At 65.2% G+C, this 17,567-nt stretch carries 15 protein-coding genes; 8 read left to right on the top strand and 7 right to left on the bottom strand.

Translation table 11 applies throughout. The annotated features are described in order from the left end of the window. Positions 1-101 precede the first annotated feature (101 nt). Together hmgA and fahA are read left to right on the top strand one after the other, a co-directional pair. The gene (hmgA, locus tag M2361_RS15225) at positions 102-1,400 is read left to right on the top strand and encodes a homogentisate 1,2-dioxygenase (protein WP_259250274.1); all 1,299 of its coding nucleotides are present in this window, start codon (positions 102-104) and stop codon (positions 1,398-1,400) included. Positions 1,401-1,551: 151 nt separating this feature from the next. Continuing rightward, on the top strand, positions 1,552-2,871 hold the full coding sequence (gene fahA, locus M2361_RS15230; RefSeq protein WP_100854452.1) for a fumarylacetoacetase: 1,320 nt from the start codon (positions 1,552-1,554) through the stop codon (positions 2,869-2,871). A 280-nt stretch (positions 2,872-3,151) separates the two neighbouring features. Here the strand turns inward: fahA and M2361_RS15235 are convergent, their stop codons facing one another. Together M2361_RS15235 and M2361_RS15240 are read right to left on the bottom strand one after the other, a co-directional pair. Further along, positions 3,152-5,047, bottom strand: coding sequence for an LTA synthase family protein (locus tag M2361_RS15235; RefSeq protein ID WP_259250276.1), 1,896 nt, complete (start codon positions 5,045-5,047; stop codon positions 3,152-3,154). Between the two features lie 214 nt (positions 5,048-5,261). Then, entirely contained in the window at positions 5,262-5,990 is a 729-nt protein-coding gene (locus tag M2361_RS15240; protein WP_100854449.1) for a FadR/GntR family transcriptional regulator, read from the bottom strand. Positions 5,991-6,117: 127 nt separating this feature from the next. On the opposite strand from M2361_RS15240, the gene M2361_RS15245 reads away from it, so the two are divergent. The 5 genes from M2361_RS15245 (at position 6,118) to M2361_RS15265 (ending at position 10,787) form a co-directional block, all read left to right on the top strand. Next, on the top strand, positions 6,118-6,966 hold the full coding sequence (locus tag M2361_RS15245) for an NAD(P)-dependent oxidoreductase (RefSeq protein WP_259250278.1): 849 nt from the start codon (positions 6,118-6,120) through the stop codon (positions 6,964-6,966). 8 nt (positions 6,967-6,974) lie between these two features. Then, positions 6,975-7,853 (top strand): SMP-30/gluconolactonase/LRE family protein, encoded by an 879-nt coding sequence (locus M2361_RS15250; protein ID WP_259250280.1) that lies wholly within the window; start codon positions 6,975-6,977, stop codon positions 7,851-7,853. Positions 7,854-7,964: 111 nt separating this feature from the next. Next, positions 7,965-8,942, top strand: coding sequence for a TRAP transporter substrate-binding protein (locus M2361_RS15255; RefSeq protein ID WP_259250282.1), 978 nt, complete (start codon positions 7,965-7,967; stop codon positions 8,940-8,942). 7 nt (positions 8,943-8,949) lie between these two features. Beyond that, a complete protein-coding gene (locus M2361_RS15260; protein WP_259250283.1) occupies positions 8,950-9,513 on the top strand; it encodes a TRAP transporter small permease in 564 nt (187 codons plus the stop codon). Next, positions 9,504-10,787: a TRAP transporter large permease gene (locus M2361_RS15265; protein WP_259250286.1), complete on the top strand. Its 1,284-nt coding sequence runs from the start codon at positions 9,504-9,506 to the stop codon at positions 10,785-10,787. The genes M2361_RS15260 and M2361_RS15265 overlap by 10 nt, the downstream gene beginning before the upstream one ends. Here the strand turns inward: M2361_RS15265 and M2361_RS15270 are convergent. The 5 genes from M2361_RS15270 to M2361_RS15290 all read right to left on the bottom strand — a co-directional run bounded on the left by M2361_RS15270 (position 10,739) and on the right by M2361_RS15290 (position 15,848). Beyond that, positions 10,739-11,530: a phosphatase PAP2 family protein gene (locus M2361_RS15270; protein ID WP_259250288.1), complete on the bottom strand. Its 792-nt coding sequence runs from the start codon at positions 11,528-11,530 to the stop codon at positions 10,739-10,741. The genes M2361_RS15265 and M2361_RS15270 overlap by 49 nt on opposite strands. A gap of 68 nt (positions 11,531-11,598) precedes the next feature. After that, positions 11,599-12,948, bottom strand: a complete 1,350-nt coding sequence (locus M2361_RS15275; protein ID WP_259250289.1) for a HAMP domain-containing sensor histidine kinase — start codon at positions 12,946-12,948, stop codon at positions 11,599-11,601. Continuing rightward, the gene (locus M2361_RS15280) at positions 12,945-13,658 is read right to left on the bottom strand and encodes a response regulator transcription factor (RefSeq protein WP_259250292.1); all 714 of its coding nucleotides are present in this window, start codon (positions 13,656-13,658) and stop codon (positions 12,945-12,947) included. The genes M2361_RS15275 and M2361_RS15280 overlap by 4 nt, the downstream gene beginning before the upstream one ends. Positions 13,659-13,705: 47 nt before the next feature. Then, positions 13,706-15,121, bottom strand: a complete 1,416-nt coding sequence (locus M2361_RS15285) for an FAD-binding oxidoreductase (protein WP_259250293.1) — start codon at positions 15,119-15,121, stop codon at positions 13,706-13,708. A 97-nt stretch (positions 15,122-15,218) separates the two neighbouring features. Further along, positions 15,219-15,848 (bottom strand): BPTD_3102 family carboxylase-like protein, encoded by a 630-nt coding sequence (locus tag M2361_RS15290; RefSeq protein WP_404976378.1) that lies wholly within the window; start codon positions 15,846-15,848, stop codon positions 15,219-15,221. 319 nt (positions 15,849-16,167) lie between these two features. Between M2361_RS15290 and M2361_RS15295 the strand changes: the two genes are divergently transcribed. Then, a complete protein-coding gene (locus tag M2361_RS15295; RefSeq protein ID WP_259250295.1) occupies positions 16,168-17,562 on the top strand; it encodes a phosphomannomutase/phosphoglucomutase in 1,395 nt (464 codons plus the stop codon). Positions 17,563-17,567: the final 5 nt, after the last annotated feature.

Consider the following 17,567-nt stretch of genomic DNA (forward strand, 5'->3'; position numbering starts at 1 on the left):
AGTGGTGTTTTTTTCCGACAATGACGCATCGCCGCTGTTTTTACAGACGGCCCCATACCGACCGCGCGGCCACGCACCGCGCCGCCACCCAGGAGGATTCCATGGAACTGCAATATCTGACCGGTTTCGGCAACGACTGTGCCACCGAGGCACTGCCCGGCGCCCTGCCCGTGGGCCGCAATTCGCCCCAGCAGTGCCCCTATGGCCTGTATGCCGAACAGCTTTCCGGCACCGCTTTCACCGCCCCCCGCAACGAGAACCGGCGTTCCTGGCTGTACCGCATCCGCCCGGGCGCGCAGCACAAGCCGTTTGAAGCGTTTGACGGCGCTGCGGGCTGGGAAAGCACGTTCGGCCACGGCCCGGTCACGCCGAACCAACTGCGTTGGAACCCGCTGCCGATTCCCGCCGCCCCTACCGACTTCCTGGAAGGCGTGAAGACCTGGGGCGGCAATGGCGGCCCCGACGAACAGGGCGGCGTCGCCATCCACCTGTACGCCGCCAACCGCTCGATGCAGGGCCGCTACTTCTACAACGCTGACGGTGAACTGCTGCTGGTGCCGCAACAAGGCCGGCTGCGCCTGGCCACCGAACTGGGCTTGATTGATCTTGAGCCCTTGGAAATTGCCGTGATTCCGCGCGGCGTGCGCTTTCGCGTCGAACTGCTGGACGGCGAAGCGCGCGGCTACATGCTGGAGAACTTCGGCGCGGCGCTGCGCCTGCCCGAACTGGGTCCCATCGGATCAAACTGCCTGGCCAACGCCCGCGACTTCAAGACGCCGGTGGCCTGGTACGAAGACGTCGAAGGCGACTTTGAATTGATCGCGAAGTTCACCGGCGGCTTCTGGCGCGCGTCCATCGACCACTCGCCGCTGGACGTCGTGGCCTGGCACGGCACGCACGCGCCCTACAAGTACGACCTGCGACACTTCAACACCATCGGCTCGATCAGCTTCGACCATCCGGACCCGTCGATCTTTACCGTGCTGACGGCGCCGTCGGACACCCCGGGCACGGCCAACATGGACTTCGCGATTTTCCCGCCGCGCATCCTGGCCATGGAAGACACCTTCCGTCCGCCCTGGTTCCATCGCAACGTCGCCAGCGAATTCATGGGCCTGATCCAGGGCGTGTACGACGCCAAGGCCGATGGCTTCGCGCCCGGCGGCGCCAGCCTGCACAATTGCATGAGCGGCCACGGCCCCGACGCCGAGACGTTCGAAAAGGCCTCGCACGCCGACACGCACAGCGCCCACTACATCCGCGATACGATGGCGTTCATGTTTGAAACGCGCCGGGTGATCCGTCCGACCGCGCAGGCGCTGGCTTCCAAAGACCTGCAAGGCGATTACTACCGGTGCTGGCAGGGCATCGTGAAGCACTTCGATCCCAACAAGGCGTGACGGCGGTTCCTCGCTGACCCACGTTCACGGCGATGCGCGCAAACGCATCGCCGTTTGGCGTTCGACATTTGGCGTTCAATGTTTAGCGCACACAATTTGGCATTCCTGCGGCTAGCCGCCCCCAACACACACATTAACGAGACACGCAGCCATGACCACCTCGATAAACGAAACCCACGACCCGTCCTTGAAAAGCTGGATTGCCAGCGCCAACACCGGCACGTCGGACTTCCCGGTGCAAAACCTGCCCTACGGCGCTTTCCGCCGCAAAGGCTCGAACGAATCGTTTCGCCCCGGCGTGGCCATTGGTGACCAGATCCTGGACCTGGCCGCACTGGCGGCGGCTAAGCCGTTTGAAGGCCAGGCCGCCGAAGCCTTGGCCGCTTGCGCCAGCGACAGCCTGAATGCGTTGATGGCCTTGGGCCAGGCCCACTGGAGCGCCCTGCGCCTGGCCTTGTCGCGCGCGCTGCGCGAAGGCGCCGCGTTGCGCAACGTGGTCGAGCCGCTGCTGGTTGCGCAAGCCGACGCTGAGCACACCACGCCCGCGCGTATCGGCGACTACACCGACTTCTACATCTCGGTGCACCACGCCACCGCCATTGGCAAACAGTTCCGCCCGGACAACCCCTTGCTGCCGAACTACAAGTGGGTGCCCATCGGCTACCACGGCCGTGCGTCCAGCATCGGCGTGGACCAGAAGTTTCCGCGCCCCGTGGGCCAGACCCGTCCCGCCAACGAAGGCGACGCGCCGCAGTTCGGCCCGTGCGCCCGCTTGGATTACGAATTGGAACTGGGCATCTTCGTGGGCACCGGCAACGCCCAGGGCGATCGCATCAACCTGGCCGACGCCGACGGCCACGTGTTTGGCCTGTGCATCCTGAACGACTGGTCGGCACGCGACATCCAGGCCTGGGAATACCAGCCGCTGGGACCTTTCCTGTCGAAGAACTTTGCGTCGACGATCTCGCCGTGGATCGTGACCATGGAAGCGCTGGAGCCGTTCCGCACGCAGTACAACCGCGGCCCGTCCGAACCGCAGCCGATGCCGTACCTGGCCTCCGACGCGAACCGCGCCAAGGGCGCCTACGACGTGCAACTGGAAGTGCTGATGACCACCGCGCAGTCGCGCGATGCCAAGCAGCCGCCGGTGACCCTGTCGCGCAGCAACTTCCGCGACGCTTACTGGAACGTGGCGCAACTGATTGCGCACCACACGGTGAACGGCTGCAACCTGCAACCGGGCGACATGCTGGGCACGGGCACGCTGTCCGGCCCGCAGCCCTCGGAAGCGGGCTCCTTGCTGGAATTGAGCAATGGCGGCAAGACCCCGATTGATCTGCCCTGGGGCGAAAAGCGTACCTTCCTGCAAGATGGCGACCAGATCATCATGCGCGCCGCATGCGAGAAAGCGGGCTACCCGAAAATCGGTTTCGGCGAATCCTCCGGCGTAGTGCTACCCGCCAAACTGTAGGATGGGTGGAGCGCGGCAAATCGTTGGAGGATGGGTGAAGCGCGCTAAATCGTAGGATGGGTGAAGCGCGCTAAATCGTAGGATGGGTGGAGCGCGGCAAGCCTGGGAGAAGAACCCCGGCATTCGCCGCGCGCAACCCATCATGACTGCGTACAGGATAGATTTTTCGCTTGCCGGGGTGATGGGTTACGTGCGATCGGAAATGGAGTTCTTGGGTATAAGCTTCTCGCACTTCACCCATCCTACGTGACCACGACTTCATCACGGCGCTAGAAACCCATCACGGCAACCGATACTTTTCTTCCCGATACGCCCAGCTTGCCCACAGCGCATGCGCCAGCGCTTCTTCCGTCAACGCCGGGTCTGCCGGCTGCACAGGCGCATACGTTTCATTTTTCCCGACCGGCGCTGCTTCATATCGGAATTCGCGGGGTTCCTTCGCGGGTTCCAGCACCAGCAGCTTGTCGCCTTGCAAATACCCGAAGTTGTCCGCGTACTGCATCATCGCGCGGTTCGGGTCGCGTTGCGTCAGGTCGGCGCCCAGCATCGGGTTCACGTTGTCCAGGCCGATCAGCGACAGCAGCGTCGGCGCCATGTCGATCTGGCTCACCAAGCGCTCGTCCTGTCGCGGGGTAATGCCAGCCCCCAGGAACAGCGCGGGGATCTGGAAGTGACGCACCGGTACGGGTATGGACCCATACACACGCGAATCGTGATCCGCGATCACCAGGAACACGGTGTTGTTCCAGTACGGCGCCTGCTTTGCCTTGTCGAAAAACTGCCCCAACGCCCAATCGGCGTAGCGCACCGTGTTGTCCACGGTGGCGGGGTCGCCCACCGGCTTGATGCGGCCTTCCGGGTATTCCCACGGCGAATGGTTCGACACGGAAAACGCCAGCGTGAAGACCGGCTTGTCGCCGTCGGCGCGCAGCAGGCGGTCAACCTGATTGAACATGTCTTCGTCGGACGCACCCCAAGAGCCTTCAAACACCGGGTTCACGAACTTGGGCCGGTCGATCACTTCGTCAAAGCCGTTGCCCAGGAAGAACGCGCGCATATTGTCGAAGTGCGACTCGCCGCCATACACGAAGCGCGAGTGGTAGCCATGCTTGCCCAGCACCTGCGCCAGGGTGAAAAAGCCGGTCTGCGAGCGCGGCAGCTTGACCACCGCGTCGGCCACGCTGGGCAGGAACCCCGCCGTCACCGCTTCAATACCGCGCACCGAGCGCGTGCCGGTGGCGTAGGCGCGGTGGAACATCCAGCCGTCCTTGGACAGGCGGTCGATGTTGGGTGTGAGATCGCGTCCACCCAAGCTGCCCACGTACTGCGCGCCCAGGCTTTCCTGCAAGATGATCACCACGTTCAGCGGCTTGTCGCGCCGCACGGTGGCCTTCTGTTCGTGCAGGCTGGGGTAGCGCGCATCCAGCGGCGCGCCGGTCAGGCCCGCCTTTTCGCGGACGATGGCGTTCATGCGGTCCACCGGCATCTTCGGATACATTGCCGCTGACGAGCGCTCATCGCGCATGCGATAGGCCGCATCGAACACGCTGTACAGCGAGTTCAGCGCCAGCGCATTGACCATGGAGTCAGAACTGAAGGCCACCTTGGCCGGATTGATGGGGCGATGTTCCAGCGTGCCGCGCGCGCCCAGCACCACCAGCGCCAAGATCACGAAAGACGCAATCGGCCGTTTCCACCAGGCCATGAACTCATCACGCGACCGCGTCGGAAACAGTTTGAACGCCAGCCAGGCCGCCACCACCAGCACCACGAACGCGGCCAGCAGCACGCCCTTGTAGCCCTGCCACAGCATCGATCCCACTTCCTTGGGATTGAGCAGATAGATGAAGTACAGCCGGTTCGGCCGCGTGTCGTATTCGGCGATGAATTGCGGCGTGGACACTTCCAGCAGCACATACAGCATCCACCACACGCGGAACCACCACGCCGTGATGCGCGCGGCCAAGGGCCGATGCCCGAACCAGGGCGAGAACACCGCGGGCAGCGCGATCACCATGGACAAGAGGCAGACGTCGATGCGCAGTCCGCCCAGCAGCAGCGGCCACAAGCCGCCGGCCGCTTGCACGCGGTCCCACATCCAGAAAGCCAGCCCCAGCCGCGACAGCGTCAGCAGCACCAGGACGGCGAGGATGAATCGTAGTGTCAGGCGACGCATGCGGCGGCCCTCCGCAAGCGGTGAAGCGCGATTGCCGCTACTGATAAAAGAATGCCGCTGTCCATGCCAAGCAAAACCATGCCGCCTCGTCGTTCGAAAATGAAACCGGGCAAAGATTAACGCGGTTTCTCATTCGACGCGGCGCGATCGCAGTGACTCAAACGTTGTACGACATCGTATTTCAATAACACGCAAGCCAAGCCGGCCTGTCGGGTTATTGCGCGCGGCGCAGCCGTTCGCGGCTGTTGCTCAGGTGCGTGCGCATGGCGGCGCGCGCGGCTTCGGCGTCCTGGCGCATGATCGCGCTGTAGATGTCTTCGTGTTCCAGATTCACGCGCGCCAAATAGGCCGCGCGATCTTCGTGCGCGAACTTGGCGGAATTGATGCGGGTACGCGGAATGATCGCCGACCCCAGGTGCGACATCAGGTCCGCGAAATAGCGGTTGTCGGTCGACTGCGCCACCAATAGATGAAACTGGAAGTCGGGCGTGATGGTGTCGCCGCCCACGTCCAATGCGCTTTTGAACAGGTCCAGCGCGCGTCGCATTTCCTGCAACTGCACGTCGCTGCGCCGAATGGCGGCCAAGCCCGCGGCCTCGCTTTCCAGGCAGATACGCAGCTCAAGCAGCACCAGCACGTCGCGCACCGTGGCGATGTCGGCGGGGTCCACGCGGAAGTCGACACTGCCGCTGGGTTCCAGCGCATAGGTGCCCACGCCGTGATGCGTTTCGACCAGGCCCGATGCCTGCAAGCGCGACAGCGCCTCGCGCACGACGGTTCGGCTGACGCCAAACTGACGCATGATCTCGGACTCGGTGGGTAGCTTGTCGCCAGGGCGGATTTCGCCGCTGCGGATGCGTTCGGAGATGCTCTCGACCAAGCCTTGAGCCAAGTTCCGGGGACGACGCTGCGGCAAGACGGGAGTAGCGACTGGAGCGTTCATCAGGGTTAATCCGAAAATGAGTACAAAAGCTTGACGCTGAAATTTGGGGCTAATTATACTTTGCGCACGTTGTACGACAACGTACCAGATACGTTCCCACTCCGCACCTTTCACCGAGCGTTGCGACATGAGCAGAACCGTCAACCCGCCGCCAGCGCCCCCCCGCTGCCAGCGTCTACTACTGACCGGCGCCGCCGGCGGCCTGGGACAAGTGCTGCGTCCCCGACTCAAAGCCCACGCCAACGTACTGCGTGTTTCCGACGTGGCGCCCTTGGCGCCCACGGGTGAAGGCGAAGAAGCCGTGCCATGCGATCTGGCCGACGCCGCCGCCGTGTCATCGCTGGTGCAGGGCGTGGACGCCATCGTGCACCTGGGCGGCGTGTCGGTCGAACGCCCATTCGAAGACATCCTGCCCGCCAACATACAGGGCGTCTACAACCTCTACGAGGCCGCCCGTGTGCATGGAGTGCGGCGCGTGGTGTTCGCCAGCTCCAACCACGTCATCGGCTTTTACGAACAGGGCCAGCAATTGGATGCCGACGTGCCATTGCGCCCCGACGGCTACTACGGCCTGTCCAAAGCCTACGGCGAACACCTGTCGCGCTTTTACTTCGACCGCTACGGCATCGAAACCGTGTGCCTGCGCATCGGCTCGTCGTTTCCAGCGCCCAAGGACCGCCGCATGCTGGTCACCTGGCTTAGCTATGACGACCTGACCGACCTGGTCACGCGCGCGCTGTTCACCCCCGACGTCGGGCACCTGATCGTGTATGGCGCGTCCGCCAACCGCGATAGCTGGTGGCGCGACGACGCCGCGAAGGTGCTGGGCTTTGTGCCCAAGGATTCTTCAGAGCGCTTTCGCGCGCAAGTGGAAGCGCAGCCGCCGCTGCCCGCCGATGACCCCGCCGCCCGTTACCAGGGTGGCGCGTTCGTCAAGGCAGGGCCCTTTCCCTTTCCCGCCAACACCACCAAGTAGGCGCCGCCATGCCCACAACCGTCGAACGCGTTGGAGACATGTTGTGCGGCGTCGGAGAAAGCCCGGTATGGCGCGCCAGCGACCAGACGTTCACCTGGACCGACATCCCGAATAAAACGCTGTGGCGCTGGTCGCCCGCCAGTGGCGAATTCGCGCTCTGGTCACTGCCCCAAATGGCCGGCTGCATCGCCATGCGCGGCGCGGGCTGGTTGCTGGCGATGGAGGACGGCGTGTACGCATGCGACGCGCTGCTGCCCGACACGCCATGCCGGCCTCGCCTGCTGGCCGGCGTCACGCACGCGGCTGCCGACATGCGCTTCAACGACGGCCGCTGCGACCGCCAAGGCCGCTTCCTGGCGGGCACGATGGTGATGGACATGGGCCGGGCACAGGCGGCCGGCTGCCTGTATCGCTTTGATGCCGACGGCCTGTCGGTGCTGCTGGACGACCTGATCGTGCCCAACGGCCTGGCCTTCAGCCCGGATGGCAAGACGATGTACCTGTCCGATTCCCACCCGTCGCGCGCCATGGTCTGGGCGTTTGATTACGACGTGGACAGCGGCACACCGCACAATCGCCGCCCCTTCATCCCTGCCCTGCCCGCCGGCCGCCCCGATGGCGCCGCCGTTGATGCCGACGGCGGCTACTGGATCTGCGGCAACGACGCGGGCCGCGTCTATCGCTACACGCCCGACGGCCGGCTGGACCAGACCTACGTCGTTCCCGCCCGCAAGGTCGCCATGTGCGCCTTCGGCGGCGCGGGCATGGACACGCTTTTCATCACGTCGATACGCCCCGCCGACGCCGCCCCCGGCGCCTTGGACGGCGCGTTGTTCGCCCTGCGTCCCGGCGCGCGGGGCCTGGAGGAAACCGCCAGCGCCGGTTAGCACCCGACCGGGGTGGCATTGCCGCGCCCCACGCAACGTAGGTCTGTACACGAAGAGCTTCGAGGCCGTCCTGGCCCATAACGAAACGCCGTACTCCAACCGGAGGTAGACATGCTGCGCCCCACCCTGACCCGCGCCATTTTGGCGGCGGTTGCCTTGCTGACGCTGGTCCCCCTTGCCAACGCGGCCGAGCTGCGATCCGCCGACATTCACCCCGACGACTATCCCACCGTGCAAGCCGTGCGCCAGTTCGGCGAACTGGTCAAGCAACGCACCAACGGCCGCATCACCGTCAAGGTCTACGCCGGTGGCTCGCTGGGCAATGAAGACGATTCGATCGAACAGGTAAAACTGGGCGCCCTGGCCATGGCGCGCGTGTCCAGCGCCGCCATGCACAACATCTGCCAGACCACGCGGGTGCCGTCGCTGCCGTTCCTGTTCCGCTCGAAAGAACATCTGCACAAGGTGCTGGATAGCGAGATCGGCGACCAGATCCTGCGCTCTTGCGAGGCTGCCGGCTTTGTTGGCCTGGCCTGGTACGACAGCGGTTCGCGGTCCATGTACACGCGCAACAAGCCCGTCAAGACACTGGCCGACGCCAAGGGCATGAAGATTCGCGTGCAGCAGTCGGACCTGTCCGTCGCCATGGTCGAGGCCATGGGCGGCAACGCCACGCCCATGCCCATGGGCGAGGTCTATACGTCGTTGAAGACCGGGCTGGTGGACGCGGCCGAAAACAACTTCCCCAGCTACGAAAGCGCGCATCACTACGAGGTTGCCAAGTTCTACTCCATGACCGAGCACACCATGACGCCGGAGATCCTGATTTTCTCCAAGCGCCAATGGGACAAGCTTGCGCCCGAGGATCAAAAGATCCTGCGCGAGGCCGCACGCGAATCAGTGCCGTTCATGCGCAAGCTGTGGGACGAGCGTGAACAGAAGTCGCGCGCCGTGGTCGAGAAGGCGGGCTCGGAGATCGTGGCGGTGGACAAGGCGTCGTTCCAGGGCGCGATGAAGCCGGTGTACGACCGCTTCGTGACCACGCCCGAAATGAAAGACCTGGTCGCGAAGATCCAGGCTGTTCAGTGAGGGCGCCATGTTGGCCACATCCACGAATGACACCCACGTAAAGGGAGAAGGCCGGGCGCAAGCCCTGGCCGGCCCGCTGGACGCCTACACGCGCGGCTGCGCCATGCTGGCGCGGGCGTGCATGTGGACCAGCGTGTTCGGGCTGGTCTGCCTGATCATCGCAGTCAGCTTGCAGATCTTCGGCCGCCACGTGCTCAACAGCACGCCAACCTGGGCCGAAAGCCTGTCGTTGCTGCTGGTGCTGTACGTCACCATGCTGGGCGCGGCCGTGGGCGTGCGCGACGCGGGGCATATCGGCTTCGAGTCCCTGCTGGACGCGCTGCCGGCGCGCGGACAACGGCACCTGCGCATTGTCATCCACCTGCTGGTGCTGCTGTTCGGCGTGTTGATGGCCTGGAACTGCGGCGTGCTGGCGGAATCGGTGCACGCCTACAAGATTCCCAACCTGGGTATCTCGAACGCCTGGAAGTACATCCCCGCAACCCTGTCGGGCACCTTGATCGCGCTCTTTTCGCTGGAGCACATCATCGCCATCCTGCGCAACCATAAGGTGGTACCAGCATGGCGCTGACACTGCTTTCGTTTACGTTCATGGGCTTCCTGGTGATCGGCGTGCCGGTGGCCTTTGCCATCGGCTTGTCGTCCCTCACCGCGATCATGGTCGAGGACCTGCCGCTGGCGGTGGCGTTCCAGCAGATGACCTCGGGCATGAATGCGTTTTCGTTCCTGGCCATTCCCTTCTTCATCTTCACGGGCGAACTGATGCTGTATGGCGGCATCGCCGAGCGCATCGTGAATTTCGCGAAGTCGCTGGTGGGCCACGTGCGCGGCGGGTTGGGCATGTCCAACGTGGTGGCCTGCACGCTGTTCGGCGGTGTGTCCGGTTCGCCGGTGGCGGACGTGTCGGCCATGGGCTCGGTGATGATTCCGATGATGAAGCGCGAGGGCTATCACGCGGACTACGCCGTGAACGTCACCACGCACGCGGCGCTGGTGGGCGCGCTGATGCCGACCAGCCACAACATCATCATCTACACCTTGGCGGCGGGCGGCAAAGTGTCCATTGCCGCGTTGATCGCGGCCGGCGTGGTGCCGGCGCTGATCCTGACGCTGTGCAACCTGGCCGCCGCGTATTTCGTGGCGCGCAGCCGAGGCTATCCGGCGGGCACCTTCCCCGGTTGGCGCATCGTGGCGCGTTCGCTGGCGGCGGCCGCGCCGGGCCTGTTCGTGGTGGTGCTGATCATCACCGGGATTCTTAGCGGCGTGTTCACGGCAACGGAATCGGCGGCAGTGGCCGTGCTGTATGCACTGGCGCTGACGATATTCGTCTACCGCTCGCTGACCTGGGACCAGTTCGTGCGCGCCGCCAGCAAGGCGGTCAAGACGACGGGCGTGGTGTTGCTGCTGATCGGCATTTCGGCCACCTTCGGCTATCTGATCAGCTTCTACGGCGTGGCCGAGAAAACGGGCCAACTGATGGCCTCGATCTCGACCAGCCCGTGGGCCATCTTCCTGATGGTGAACATCATCCTGTTCGTGCTGGGCACCTTTCTGGACATGGCCGCCACCATCCTCATCTGCACGCCGATCTTCCTGCCGATCTGCATGCAGTATGGAATGGGCCCGGTGCAGTTCGGCATCGTGATTCTGCTGAACTGCGCGCTGGGATTGAACACGCCACCCGTGGGCACCACCCAGTTCGTGGGGTGCGCCATCGGCGGGGTATCGGTGGGGACGGTGATGCGCACGATATGGCCGTTCTACGGGGCGCTGCTGGCCGCGCTGGCGCTGGTGACTTACGTGCCGGCGTTTTCTCTGTGGCTGCCTGGCGTGCTGCTTAACTGAGCGGACGTCGACGGGGATGGGCCGTTCGCACCGGCCCGCCCCACGATGACCGGAAGAAAACACAGTGCTGCAAGAAACCACAGCAACGTGGCGGACCACAGCGTCTGACTCAGGAAATGCGCGCCTTGCAGGATGCGCACCACCGAAAACAGGACCCCAGCCGACATACCCACCCCCAGGCCCCACCAGCGCCACGACGGCCGGTTCAGCGCCCAGCCGGCAAAGTAAAGCGTCAGCATCGAATAGCCCGCGCCCGCATGCCCGCTCGGCAGGGCTCCCCCGGCTTGTGCGCGCACCCAGGTCCACCAGTGCTTCGGGTAGGGTGTATAGCCCCCCAGCGTGGCCAGGTCGTAAGGGCGCGGCAAGGTCGTGTAGTGCTTGATCTGATTCACCAACAACTGACCGACAAGGCAGGTCGCCGCCAACGCCAATGCCGGCCCGCGCCACCTGCGCCATGACGGCACACGGAAACTGGCAGCCACCACTCCCGCCGCGCCCAAGGCCACGCCGATGGGCAGCACCAGCACGAGGCGATGGCCCAGCAATTCCAGCAAGCGGTTCGCGCGCAAGGGAAAGTCGTCCAGCGCCGGGTTGAACAGCGCCTGCGCGATGCGCAGGTCCAGACCCGACGCATTGGCCCACCATGAGACGGCAGCCAACGCCACGGTCACGCCAATGAGTTGGCTGCATGAATACCAGGCAAGCGTGGGCGCGCGCGCCGCGGGCAACAAAGGGGATGGCATGGGAAACGTCGACGACGAGCGGTTCGGGAGCAAGCGCAGAGGTTAGCCGGCCGAAGGTCGAAAATTCGTCAAATCCGCGTCGCCCCGTTTGGCTCCGCCGCGACGGAATAGGCGTCAAAGCGCAACAGGAACCGCGTCCCCCGCGACGCGGGTTCTTGAGAAGACTCCACCGTCAGTAGCCAGCCCTGCATGTCGCAAACGCGCTTGGCGATCGCCAGGCCCAGGCCGCGCGCCGCCTCATGCTGCTCGGCGGCACCCGAGTCTCGCATGCGGCCGCTGTAGTAACGGCGGAACAGAAACGGCAGGTCGTCCGCCGCAATGCCCTTGCCGTCGTCGCGCAACTCAAGCACGCCGGGCGCGTGAAACTTCACGGTAAGCGTGGCCGGGGCGGCGTGCTCGACCGCATTGCGCACCAGGTTGCGCAGCACGGTCAAGAGCGCGTAGCGGTCCAGGGTCAGTACATGGCCCGGGCCGATCTGATTGTCGAAGCGCAGATCCGCCTGCCCGGCCTGGGCTTCATAGCCACGCCAGGCATCATCCATGCAGACGCCGATATCCACCGGCGCGGGGGGCAACAACTGGTCGCGCGCCATCGCGCGCGCACTCTCCAGGCAAACGATCACGTCGTCCACGTTATCCACCACGCGCGTCAGGCGCTGGTGCTGGTCGGGCGTCAAGGATTGGGTAAGCAGCATCAATTCGCTGTCGGAGCGAATGGCGGCCAGCGGTGTGCGGATTTCGTGGCTGAGGTTGCCCGCAAACTCGCGTTCACGCGCGATGGACCGATCCACCTGGTTCTGCACACGGTTGAAGGCTTCGATCAGGCGGCCGGCCTCGTCGTCGCGGATGACGGCCAGGTCAGGCGCCCCCGGAGCCCAGGTTGCCAGCCGGTCGGTCAAGTCCAGCAAGGGCCCCACCGCCACCGCCGCCACGCGCCGCGACAAGGCGTAGGCGCCCAACACGCAGATGGCGCCCACGCCCAGCACGATCAGGCCAAAGTCGTGGACCCGCTCTTCGTTATCGGTGGCGTCGTACAGCAAATACACCTTGCCGCGACCGGTATCGGCCACCATGACGTGCCAGGTGTACGCGCCCGGCTCGATCAGGTGCAAGCCGTTGTCCAGCCCCAGGACCTCGTCGGGAATGCCGGCGGGACGTTGCCCGTCCACACTCATCCACGCGCGCATCGAGCCACCCAGTTCGCGCACGCCCTGACGCGGCATGAACTCGTCGCTGGCGCGCGCGTGTTGCACCAGCCGATCCATTTCGGTGTTGAGGATGTCGTTGACCAGGTCATCTTCCATCTGGTCAAACGTCAGGTAAGCCAGCAGGGCCAGCGCGGTCACGAACAGCGCCACCGTTCCGGTCAGCGCCCACACGACCCGCTGGGTCAGGGTGCCGCCCGCCGCGCGCGTCATGCGGCGGCCCCGTTAAGCGTCAGGCGCCAGCCGGTGCCGTGCAGGGTTTCAATGCCATCGAAACCAGCATCCGCCAAGGCGCGGCGCAGCAGATGCACCTGGCTGCGCAGTGCGTCGGACGACGGCGGCTCGTTGCCCCACAGCAGCGACTCCAGTTCTTCGCGGGCCACGACTCGGCCCGGGTCGCGCATCAGCGCGTCCATGATCAGGCTTGCCTTGCGCGTCAAGTGCACGGGCTGGCCGTTGACCAACACGCCACGGCTGCGCGTGTCGTATTGCAGCGGGCCGAACACACGCACCGCATCCACCGTTGCCCCCTTGGCGCGCTGAATCAGCGCCAGCAACCGGGCCTCGACTTCGAGCAGGGCAAAGGGCTTGGTCAGGTAGTCGTCGGCACCATGCGAGAAGCCCGTGAGCTTGTCCTCCAGGCTGTCGCGCGCGGTCAGCATCAGTACCGGCACATCCGCGCGCATGTCGTTGCGCAGCGCATGCAGCACGGCATTGCCATCCATGCCCGGCAAGCCGATGTCCAGGATCAAAGCATCGAAGCGCTGCGCCTTGACGCTCTCAAGCGCGGCGTGGCCGGAGTAAGCGACGTCGGGCAGGAACCCGCGAACTTCCAGGAAGGAATACAGGTTGCCGGCAATGATGTGATCGTCTTCGACAATCAGCACCCGGTAATTCGCACCCGCCGCGGGGCTGACTGCCATGGTTGACGCTCCGTGTGGATTGAACGCAAGTGCGGCGCCAGCGCGCGCTACGCTTGCAGCACCTTGCCTGGGTTCATCAGCCCTTGAGGGTCCAGCGCGCGCTTGATCCGGCGCATCAGCGCCAATTCAACCGGGCTTTTGTAGCGCGGCAACTCGTCTCGCTTGAGCTGCCCCACCCCGTGCTCGGCACTGATGGAACCCTGGTGAGCATGCACGCTGTCATGCACCACGCCATAGATCTCGCCTTGCAGCGCCAGCAGTTCGGCTTCGGTCTGGCCGGGCGCGTTGGCCACGTTGTAATGCAGGTTGCCATCGCCCAGGTGGCCGAAGATGACATGGCGCACGCCCGGAAAGCGCGCCTGCAACAAGGCATTGGTCTTGTGCACGAAGCCGGCGATGGACGAAATGGGAATGGACACGTCGTGCTTGACCGACTTGCCCAGCTCGGCTTCGGCCAGCGGAATGCTTTCGCGCAGATGCCACAGCGCCTTGCTCTGCGACACATTGGCGGCAATGGCGGCGTCATGGATCAGGCCAGCGTCGATGGCCTCGCCCAGCACGGCTTCGAAGCGGTCACGCGCGTGCGCCTCGCTTTCGCTATCGGACAGTTCCAGCAGCGCGAACCAGGGGGATTCGGCGGAGTCGCCCTCGAAAGGCAGGCGCTGTTGCGGGAACAGGCGCACCACCCCTTGCAGGCAGGCGTTGCTCATGAGTTCGAAGCCCGTCAGCGCCGCGCCGAAGCCGGCCCGTGCGCGCGACAGCACTTCCACGGCCTGATCGATGGTGTCCAGCGTCAGCAACGCGGTGCAGGAAGCGACCGGGCGGGGAAACAGTTTCAGGGTGGCGGCGGTGATGATGCCCAGCGTGCCTTCGCTGCCGATGTACAGGTCGCGCAGATCGTAGCCGGTGTTGTCCTTGCGCAGGCCGCGCAGCCCGTCCCAGATCTCGCCTTCGGCCGTCACCACTTCCAGGCCCAGCGTCAGGTCGCGCGTGTTGCCGTAGCGCAGCACCTGCGTGCCGCCGGCATTGGTAGCCAGGTTGCCGCCAATGGTGCAACTGCCTTCGGCGGCCAGGCTCAAGGGGAACAGGCGGTTGGCGCCCGCGGCGGCTTCTTGCACCGCTTGCAGGATGCAGCCCGCTTCCACGGTGATGGTGTCGTTGTCGGTGTCCAGGTTGCGCACCGCGGTCAGGCGGGCCGTGGACAGCACCACGGCGCGGCCGGTGTCGTCGGGCGTGGCGCCACCGCACAGACCCGTGTTGCCGCCTTGCGGCACCACCGGCACGCCATGGTGCAGGCAGAGCTTCACGGCGTCGGCCACTTCCTGCGTGGAACCCGGCCTTATCACCGCCAGCGCCGCCCCACGGTAACGGCGGCGCCAGTCCAGCACATAAGACGCGGCGTCCTCGCCGGTCAGCACATGGGAAAAGCCCAGGAGGGACTGTAGATCGCTCAGCAATGTCATAGCCGCCGCACAGAAATGGCCTGGGACGCGCCCAGGCTGGGGATAGGGATGTGCGGGCTATTGTAGGGGTGGAACCGCGCGGGCTGAAAGCGCCGCGCTAGCCGACGGCCTGGTCGAGCCGGGTGCCGGTCAGGCCCGAGCAATACGCGCGGGAGGCGATGCGGTTCATCAGGAAAGCGCGGTCGATTCCAGCCGGGCCGGGCATTTCGGACAGCGCGCGGTAGGCACGGCGCAGAGCCTCGCCGCGCGTGGCGCCGTACACCAGCAACCGGGTGCAAGGCAGGCGGCGATCGACGCAGCCGTCGATACGCATTTCCAGGGCGTGCGCGCCCAGGGCGTCGGGGCTGGCCGCGATGGCGCCGGCATGCGGCTGCACGTCGGCGCTGATCACGCGGAATACGCCGCTGCGGTCGTCCAGGGAGAAGGCCACGGCCCCGGTACCTTGCCAGCCACGGTCGCGTGCGACCTCGGTGGCGACGCCACGCAAGGCGGCCTCGATGGAAGCCGGCAGATGGGGAGCGGGACATTCGGCGATCAGCACACGGGCCTCGCGCCAGACGCAGCGTTCCCACGCGCGGCCAGCGACCATTTCGCCCGTCTCGGATACGAACACATGGATATCAAGCCGGCGTTCCTGGCCGGCGCCCGGACCGGCGTAGTCCGTGGGAGGACCGCGCCGGCTGGTGGCGCGCCCCGATGACATCACAGTGGAAACTTTGGCACCCATGGCCCCTCCTGTCATTCTGCTTGCAGCGCAAGCGTATCACCTTCGGATGACGAGCAAATTGTGTGCCATGCGCGCGGCCCCCGGAGCGGCCCCGTCCCCCCTTTCGACGCGCACCGGATCAAGGCGACATGCCACGTGCTACGCACCAATCCAGGGCGGGCGCCACCCCTAAGACGTCCTACTGCTCCCGTCGGATGAGGGCCATGCGCCAATGGGGGATAATTCACTTTTGATGCTTAACCCGGGCGGGTTTTGATATGCGGGTTTACCATTAGCCCCATCAAAACTGGCGCTGCAACTCCCTACTCAAGGAATCGTCGTGGGTAACAACAACACGCAATTTCCCGCTTCTGTCTTCAAGGCTTATGACATTCGCGGCACGGTGCCGGACCTGATCGACGCGACATTTGCGCGCGCCTTGGGCGTGGCGCTAGCCGCGCGCGCGCGTGACGAAGGCGTGCAGACCCTGGTGGTGGGCCGTGACGGCCGCCTAAGCAGCGAAATGCTGTCCGACGCCTTGCAGGAAGGCATGCAGGAAGGCGGGGTAGACACGCTGGATGTGGGCATGGTCCCGACGCCGCTGGTGTACTTTGCCGCGAACATCATGCAGACCGGGTCCGGCGTGGCCATCACCGGCAGCCACAACCCGCCCAAGTACAACGGCTTCAAGATGATGATGGGCGGCCGCGCCCTGTATGGCGAAGACGTGCTGGCCTTGGGCGCCGCCATGAACGGCGCGAGCCCGGCCCCGGCCGAACGCCCCGGCGTGCGCCGCCAACTGGATCTGGTCGCCGCCTACATCGCGCGCGTGGCCTCCGGCGTGAAGCTGGCCCGCCCCATGAAAATCGCGATCGACTGCGGCAACGGCGTGGCCGGCGCGGTGGCCCCGCAACTGTTCCGCGCGCTGGGCTGCGAAGTCACCGAACTGTTCTGCGAGGTGGACGGCACCTTCCCCAACCATCACCCCGACCCCGCCGAACCCAAGAACCTGCAAGACCTCATCAAGTGCGTGGCCGAGACCGACTGCGAACTGGGCCTGGCGTTCGACGGCGACGGCGACCGCCTGGGCGTGGTCACGAAATCGGGCCAGATCATCTGGCCGGACCGCCAACTGGTGCTGTTCGCGCGCGATGTGCTGGACCGCAACCCCGGCGCCACCATCATCTACGACGTCAAGTGCAGCCGCCACGTGGGCCTGTCCGTGCAAGCCGCGGGCGGTGTGCCGCTGATGTGGAAAACCGGCCATTCGCTGGTCAAGGCCAAGCTGGCCGAAACCGGCGCGCCCCTGGCCGGCGAAATGAGCGGCCACATTTTCTTCAAGGAACGCTGGTACGGCTTTGACGATGGCCTGTACACCGGCGCGCGTTTGCTGGAAATCGTGTCGCGCGAAGCCGATGCCTGCGCGCCCCTGGAAGCCTTGCCGCAAGACGTTTCCACGCCCGAACTGAAGCTGGAAATGGAAGAAGGCCAGCCGTTCACGCTGGTGAAGGCCTTGCAGGAACAGGGTCAGTTCGCCGACGCCAAGCGTGTCATCACCATCGACGGTGTGCGCGCCGAATACGCCGACGGCTTTGGCTTGGCCCGCCCGTCGAACACCACGCCCGTCGTGGTGCTGCGCTTTGAAGCCGAGAACGCCGAAGCCCTGCAACGCATCCAGGCCGACTTCCGCCGCGAATTGGGCAAGCTTGCGCCAGAAGCCAAACTGCCGTTCTGACCCGC

The organism is Achromobacter sp. JUb104, from assembly GCF_024806975.1.
GTDB lineage: Bacteria > Pseudomonadota > Gammaproteobacteria > Burkholderiales > Burkholderiaceae_B > Achromobacter > Achromobacter spanius.

Excerpts from the sequence above, each read along its gene's own strand:
- hmgA (WP_259250274.1), top strand. The coding sequence starts at position 102 with ATGGAACTGCAATATCTGACCGGTTTCGGCAACGACTGTGCCACCGAG.
- fahA (WP_100854452.1), top strand. The coding sequence starts at position 1,552 with ATGACCACCTCGATAAACGAAACCCACGACCCGTCCTTGAAAAGCTGG.
- M2361_RS15235 (WP_259250276.1), bottom strand. The coding sequence starts at position 5,047 with ATGCGTCGCCTGACACTACGATTCATCCTCGCCGTCCTGGTGCTGCTG.
- M2361_RS15240 (WP_100854449.1), bottom strand. The coding sequence starts at position 5,990 with ATGAACGCTCCAGTCGCTACTCCCGTCTTGCCGCAGCGTCGTCCCCGG.
- M2361_RS15245 (WP_259250278.1), top strand. The coding sequence starts at position 6,118 with ATGAGCAGAACCGTCAACCCGCCGCCAGCGCCCCCCCGCTGCCAGCGT.
- M2361_RS15250 (WP_259250280.1), top strand. The coding sequence starts at position 6,975 with ATGCCCACAACCGTCGAACGCGTTGGAGACATGTTGTGCGGCGTCGGA.
- M2361_RS15255 (WP_259250282.1), top strand. The coding sequence starts at position 7,965 with ATGCTGCGCCCCACCCTGACCCGCGCCATTTTGGCGGCGGTTGCCTTG.
- M2361_RS15260 (WP_259250283.1), top strand. The coding sequence starts at position 8,950 with ATGTTGGCCACATCCACGAATGACACCCACGTAAAGGGAGAAGGCCGG.
- M2361_RS15265 (WP_259250286.1), top strand. The coding sequence starts at position 9,504 with ATGGCGCTGACACTGCTTTCGTTTACGTTCATGGGCTTCCTGGTGATC.
- M2361_RS15270 (WP_259250288.1), bottom strand. The coding sequence starts at position 11,530 with ATGCCATCCCCTTTGTTGCCCGCGGCGCGCGCGCCCACGCTTGCCTGG.
- M2361_RS15275 (WP_259250289.1), bottom strand. The coding sequence starts at position 12,948 with ATGACGCGCGCGGCGGGCGGCACCCTGACCCAGCGGGTCGTGTGGGCG.
- M2361_RS15280 (WP_259250292.1), bottom strand. The coding sequence starts at position 13,658 with ATGGCAGTCAGCCCCGCGGCGGGTGCGAATTACCGGGTGCTGATTGTC.
- M2361_RS15285 (WP_259250293.1), bottom strand. The coding sequence starts at position 15,121 with ATGACATTGCTGAGCGATCTACAGTCCCTCCTGGGCTTTTCCCATGTG.
- M2361_RS15290 (WP_404976378.1), bottom strand. The coding sequence starts at position 15,848 with ATGGGTGCCAAAGTTTCCACTGTGATGTCATCGGGGCGCGCCACCAGC.